The 6237-nt window shown below is 60.9% G+C and carries 5 protein-coding genes; 3 read left to right on the plus strand and 2 right to left on the minus strand.

Annotation, left to right across the window (positions count from 1 at the left end; all coding sequences use genetic code 11):
- Window positions 1–224: 224 nt before the first annotated feature.
- A complete protein-coding gene (locus EOC83_RS27280) occupies window positions 225–1106 on the minus strand; it encodes an NmrA family NAD(P)-binding protein (protein ID WP_063170655.1) in 882 nt (293 codons plus the stop codon).
- A 31-nt stretch (window positions 1107–1137) separates the two neighbouring features.
- Window positions 1138–2421 (minus strand): serine hydrolase domain-containing protein, encoded by a 1284-nt coding sequence (locus EOC83_RS27285; protein ID WP_063170654.1) that lies wholly within the window; start codon window positions 2419–2421, stop codon window positions 1138–1140.
- A 187-nt stretch (window positions 2422–2608) separates the two neighbouring features.
- Between EOC83_RS27285 and EOC83_RS27290 the strand changes: the two genes are divergently transcribed.
- From EOC83_RS27290 to EOC83_RS33340, 3 genes are all read left to right on the plus strand, one after another.
- On the plus strand, window positions 2609–3511 hold the full coding sequence (locus tag EOC83_RS27290) for a LysR family transcriptional regulator (protein ID WP_063170653.1): 903 nt from the start codon (window positions 2609–2611) through the stop codon (window positions 3509–3511).
- A 1096-nt stretch (window positions 3512–4607) separates the two neighbouring features.
- Window positions 4608–5702 (plus strand): HlyD family secretion protein, encoded by a 1095-nt coding sequence (locus EOC83_RS27295; protein ID WP_063170652.1) that lies wholly within the window; start codon window positions 4608–4610, stop codon window positions 5700–5702.
- Window positions 5702–6237, plus strand: a 536-nt coding sequence (locus tag EOC83_RS33340; protein WP_245441844.1) for an MFS transporter, incomplete at its 3' end; no start/stop codon positions are given. The genes EOC83_RS27295 and EOC83_RS33340, both read left to right, overlap by 1 nt.

Raw genomic sequence — 6237 nt, forward strand, 5'->3', positions numbered from 1 at the left:
GGTGTCGAGTGTCATCCCGGGTGCAAGGTCTGCCGATGAGCTGAAGGAGAATCTGGCCTATCTCAGGGAGGATATTCCGCCAACCCTTTGGGCCGATCTCAAACGACAGGGACTCATCGAGCCTGGCGCGCCCGTTCCCGGAGCGTGACAAGCAACCACCACGAGGGTTGCGAGCCGTGCTGGCGGCGGATGCCCGTGCCGTCTGCTGCCCTTTCAGGGTGGAATCAAAAGGCCTCAGTCGCGGCGGCCTGCCGGACAAGCGCCGCGATCACCTCCACAAGACGTGTCTTGCCTTTGACGCTGTTCTGTCCGCTGTTTTTGAAATCGATCCAGCCTTCGTTAAAGCCGTCGAGCATGCGGATGCGCGGCAGTGGGTTACGCGTACCCTGGGCACGGAAGAGGTCCTCCCAGCTTTCGCGCGGGACGATCTCCACCCGCACCGGATGCCCGAGCACTGTTGCGAAAGCCTCGGCGAGATCATTGGGCGAGACCCGCGCCGGGCCCTCCAGTTCCAGGACCCGCTTGCCGGTCCACTCCTCGCGAATCAGATCGGCGGCAAGCCGGCCGATATCCTGCGTCGCCACCATGGCGAAGGTCCTGTCGGCCGGTTGGAGGAAGCTGTGCAGCACGCCTTTGTCGCGGGCCGGGGCGACATCCCAAGCCGCATTTTCCATGAACCAACCGGGCCGCAGGAACGTGATGGGAAGGTCGAGCTTGCCGAGGGCGTCTTCCAGCATCGCCCGCTGGCTCAAGAGATTGTCCTGTAACGCATCGGCGCCGATAGTGGAGAGGCAGACGACCCTTTCCGGGCGGGCAGCAAGGAGAGCAGTGGTCAGGATCTCGTTCTGCCTCGCCGCTTCCGGATAGCCGGGCGCGGGATCGAACTCCGAAGGCGGCAGAATGAAGACGCCCTTGGCGCCCTTGAACGCGGCGGCGAGCCGCGTCGCATCGCCCATGTCGGCGAAAGCAATTTCGCAATCGCAATCTCTCCAGACATCCGCCTTGGCGGGGTCGCGCAGCACCGCGCGGACTGGTTCTCCGGCTTCAATCAGGGCTTTCGCCAGCGCGCCGCCGACCTTGCCAGTAATTCCTGTAATCGCATACATGATGTTCTCCTGGTGTTGAGGTGGGAATTGATCAGGCGAGGCCGTCGTAGAGGCCGCGCTCGAATGTGCCGTAGAGCTTCACGACCTTTTCGTCGTAGAAGGGCAGAAGCTGGGTGAAGATGGCTCCGGTCACCTTCCTGACCGGATCGAGCCAGAAATAGCAGTTGAGCAGGCCGGCCCAGGAAATGCTGCCTGCCGACCGACCGTTCGGACCGGGCAGCGTGTTGATGTCGAACGAATAACCCCACTTGTGGGGCTCGCCTGGAAACTGGTCGAAGCTCTGCGAATAGGCAGGCTGGGCGGTCCGCATGGCCTGGACGTCGAGGTCGCCGATCTGGTTGCGCATCATCGACGCGACCGTTTCCGGCTTCAGCACCCGTACGCCTTTATGAGTGCCTCCGTTCAGCAGCATCCGCAGGAAGGCCATGTAGTCGCGCGGCGTACTGAAGCCGCCGCCGCCGCCCATGAAGAATTCCGGCCGCTGCGGCATTTCGAAGGGAGCGGGCGTCAGGCCGCCGTCTTCGCGACGGTTATGGAAGGTGGCGACCCTGGCCTTCTGCTTGCTTCCGATCAGGAAGCCTGAATCGGTCATGCCGAGCGGGGCGAAGATGTTCTCGAGGAAATAGACTTCCAGAGACTGGTCGCTGACCGCTTCCACCAGCTTTCCGACCCAGTCCATGCTGATGCCGTATTGCCAGCGTTCGCCGGGGTCGAATTCGAGCGGTGCCAGGAAGGCGCCGTTCTTGCACGTGGCGATGTCCGGCATGCCGGTGACGTTCTCGTAGCGGGTCAGTGCATCGCTCCAGATCGAATAGGTATAGCCGGAGGTGTGAGTGAGCAGGTGACGCACCTTGATGGCCCGCTTGGCCGGACGCAGGAGCGGCTGGCCGTCGCCGTCGAAGCCCTCCAACACCATCGGATTGGCGAGTTCCGGCAGATATTTCGCCGCATCGTCCCCGGGATTGATCCTGCCCTGCTCGATTAGCTGCATGCAGGCCGTGGCGGTGAAGGCCTTCGTCATGGACAACAGCCAAAATACCGTATCGGCGCGCATCGTTGCTCCGGTGGCCGTATTGGCCTTTCCGAAGGTTCCTTCGTAGATCATGCGGTCTGGTCCTGCCGCGGTGGCAACGACGCCGGCGACGGTGCCGTCGCGCACCGCCTGTTCCATGGCCATGTCGATGGACTTGAAGTTGCCGGACCGCGCTTGCGGGTTGGCCGCCAGTGCGTGGACCGGTGAGTTCACGGCGGCGGCGCCCGCCGCGAGCAAAAGGCTGCCACGCGCCAACAGGCTTCTGCGTGAGATCGCATTCATGGATGAATTCCTTCTCGCAAGGCCGGAGATTTCCGCGGTCCGGCATGCCGCCGCGCCGTCCGGGCGCTCAAAAATCATCTAGGGGAAGCAATGCGATGATTCACGCGCAATAAAATCAAAGATAAGGTGACTCAAAATCATCATGAAGGGACGGTTGAGATCACCGACCTCGCAAAGGAGAGAAGGCATGAGTTTCGACACGCGGCTGCTGACCGGGGTCGGCGTTTTCGGGGCGGTGATGGAAGCGGGCAATTTCGTGCGGGCTGCGGATGTTCTCGGTCTCACGCCGTCGGGGGTCAGTCGTGCCGTGGCGAGGCTCGAACAACGCGTCGGTGTCAGGCTGTTCGACCGCAATCCGCGCGAGGTCGCGCTGACGGAGGAGGGCGCGCGCTTCCATGCCCGCATAACGCCACTGCTGGCTGGACTGGAGGAGGCGGCTTCCGAAGCCGCCGGTTCGGCGGCATTCGTCGGCGGACGGCTCAGGGTATCGATCGATCCCTGGTTCGCGCGAATGGTGCTGGCGCCGAGGATCGGTGAATTCCTGGCACGTTACCCCGCACTGTCGCTCGATCTGACCACCAGCAACTATCGCGAAGAGATGATGAGCGGCGCGGATGTCGCCGTGCGCTTCGGTCCGCCGGACGAATCCTCGCTAATCGCCCGCAAACTGCTGGACGTACCAGTCCTGACCTGTGCCGCCCCAAGTTATCTCGACCGGCACGGCATTCCAGCCACGCCCCACGACCTGATGCTCCACGATTGCATCCTGTTTCGCAACCCGCAGACCGGGCGGCCGTTCACCTGGGAATTCCGAGGGGAAAGCGGGGCCATCGAGATCAAGGCCTCGGGGCGCTTGGTCATGGACGATCCCTCCGCTGCCGTCGCGGCCGGTCTCGCGGGGCAAGGCATATTCCAGAGCCTTGCCATCGGCCTCGACGAGTGGCTTGAGAGCGGGGCGCTCACGACGATCCTGGCAGAATGGTCCGACGAGCAGTTTCCGCTTTACGCCTATCATCCGTCACGCCACATGCCGCCGGCAAAAGTGCGCGCTTTTCTAGATTTTGTTCAACGGATCGCGGCGAAGAGATGACCACGCCTTTCTCAGTCGAGTCCACCATCCGGACTATCTCAGCACTCACCAGTTTACTCGCTTGGTAGATGGGTGACTGCAATGGCTACCGACGGGAAGGCTACGGCACGAACCCGCTTCGGCGCACCAAGGCCGCAATGATCTACAAGATGACAGACAACCACGCCTACAACCCTTCGTACCACCGCGACCTGCGGGTTTGAGCTGAACGACTGCTTGGTTCGTATCTGTCACAAAGCAAACAGTCCGCAGACGGCCCCAATCGAGACGCTTCTTGCTCGTTGAAGAACGTCGTTAATGGTGCGACCGCGACTTTCCAATGAGGGACTGATACACCGTCACGATCCTTCTTCGCGAGATAGGGCGAGTGAGGCGTTCATCGGGCGAAATGCAGCGTGGTAGGGGGGACAAGAACATCGAAAAACATAGGAACAGATTTGAATGCTTTGCTGTCCCACTAGTTCCTAACTGCTTGATTTAGCTTCTTTTCCAAACATCCTCCGGGCCGGGTTAACCCGAATTCGCCGCAAAGGTGGGCCTATCTAGAGCTCGTTGTTAGTTATTCGTACACTGATCGTTTCCCGGAAGCAGTGCAGCGTAAGGGCAAACGCTCATTCTCATCCGGGAGCTATTCTCTTGCTTGTTAACACCAGCAACACGTAGTGCAGATGCTCTTACTCTGAAAGATCTCCGAGTGATGAGTGCGGTGATCGGCGGCAACGACGTGCGAATAGGCGGGTTTTGATTGGCCACAGATCTCTATTTCTGGCGGACGGCAGCTTGGCGCCCAAAGTCGGACGCAGAACCTACTTTGCGGTCGCCCGAAAGCCCACAGATGCAGCGGTGTCGCGTCAGGTATCTACCTGTGCCGAGGGTCAGTATAAACTACCGATCAGAGCGAGCCGAGATGCTCGTTCGCGTGATGGCGCGGGCGCACTGAAATCCGCGACTATTCGGCACTTCTGTTTTCAGCGGCCCGGAGACATTCTCGTGAACCCCTACTGCGTAGCCCCGACTTGCAGCCTTGCCGATCATCTTGATCACGGGAAATCGACAATCCTCTTCGATAGTGCGTCGAATTGAGGTCGAAGCAATCATGAGCCCATCTCGCAGGATCGCAATCGCCGTCGTCGCGCTCGTGTTGATCCCATCGGCAGCTACGTGGAGCTGGCAGTGGTTCAGGGTTGGTCGCTACCAGGAAACGACCGACAACGCTTATCTGCGCGCAGACATCACCAGTATCGCTCCCAAGCTGGCCGGCTATGTCGTCGACGTTGACGTGGACGACAATGCCAGCGTTGCAAAGGGCGCAGTTCTCTTTCGCATCGACGACAGCGACTATAAGGCCAAGGTGGTCCAGGCAAGCGCCAATGTCGCAGCCCGGCAGGCGGAAATCGCCAACATCGAGGCAAGCCATAAACTGCAAGATGCATTGATCGCGCAGGCCGAGGCGCAGAAACAGTCAGCCGCCGCAGACCTCCAGTTCGCCCGTGCCAACCTGACCCGCTATGTCACACTGCAGAAGAACGGCACTGCCAGCGATCAGAAACTGCAGGATGCACAAGCCAGCTACGACAAGGCAAAGGCGTCCTTGGACGGCGCAGAAGCCAATCTGCTGGCTCAAAGGCTGAAGCTCGGCGTCTTGGAAGCACAATTGTCCGGTTCGCACGCGGCCCTGTCACAGGCGAAGGCCGCTCTCGACCTGGCTATGCTCGACCTCGACAACACGGTCGTGAGAGCCCCGGTCGACGGGATCGTCGGCAATCGGCAAATCCGTGTCGGCCGTTATGTCACTCCAGGGAATGCGGCCTTGGATATCGTTCCCGTCGACGATGTCTGGATCGTCGCCAACTTCAAGGAAACGCAGCTCAGCTTGGTCAAGATTGGCCAAAGGGTACGCGTCACGGTCGACGAATATCCAGATCAAGAAATCGACGGTGTTGTCGACAGCTTCGCTCCCGGCAGCGGCGCGGCGTTCAGCCTGCTGGCGCCGGACAATGCCACCGGAAACTTCATCCGCGTTGTCCAGCGTGTGCCGGTGAAGATCAGGATGATACGAAACCCGTTGCCTGGCCGCCTCGTTCCGGGGCTCTCCGCCCGCGTTGCCATCGCCCTGGGAGCGGGCGACGTTCCAGCGGTGGCGTTGGAAATGCGGTCCGGCGACAGTGCCAACGGACGCCTGGTACAGTGATGCACCGCACCGAAGCCGAAAAAAGAGCGTTCCGCCATCCTGATACCCTGCCGTGTGCCTGGCTAGTAGCAACTGGTGTTGTATTGGCCGCCTTCATGGACGCAGTGGCATCCACTGCACTGTCGATCGGCCGGATCGACATGCTCGGCGACATCTACGCAACGCCGGATGAACTGGCGATGGTCGACATCGCATTCATCGCCGCCAAGCTGACGGCTTTCCTTGTCGCTCCGCTTCTTGTCACCGCCGCCAGGCCGACCGCCTGCCTGCGCGCGGGGGTCGTGATGCTTCTGCTGGGTTGCGCGGCAATGACGCTCTCGGTGGATCATGTCTGGATTTGTGTTTTCCGCGTCGTCCAGGGGCTGGCTGGCGGCACAATTCTCGTAGCTGGCCAGACGCTGCTGTTTTTTCGGTTCCCGTCTCGACATCAGCCGATTGTCCAAGCAGTTTTTGCCGTCGGCGCCGTAATGGCTCCAACGACGATTACGCCGGCCCTGCAGGGCTGGTTGGTCGATCATTTCTCCTGGGACTGGAT

It is taken from the genome of Mesorhizobium sp. Primo-A (genome assembly GCF_003997175.1).
GTDB lineage: Bacteria > Pseudomonadota > Alphaproteobacteria > Rhizobiales > Rhizobiaceae > Mesorhizobium > Mesorhizobium ciceri.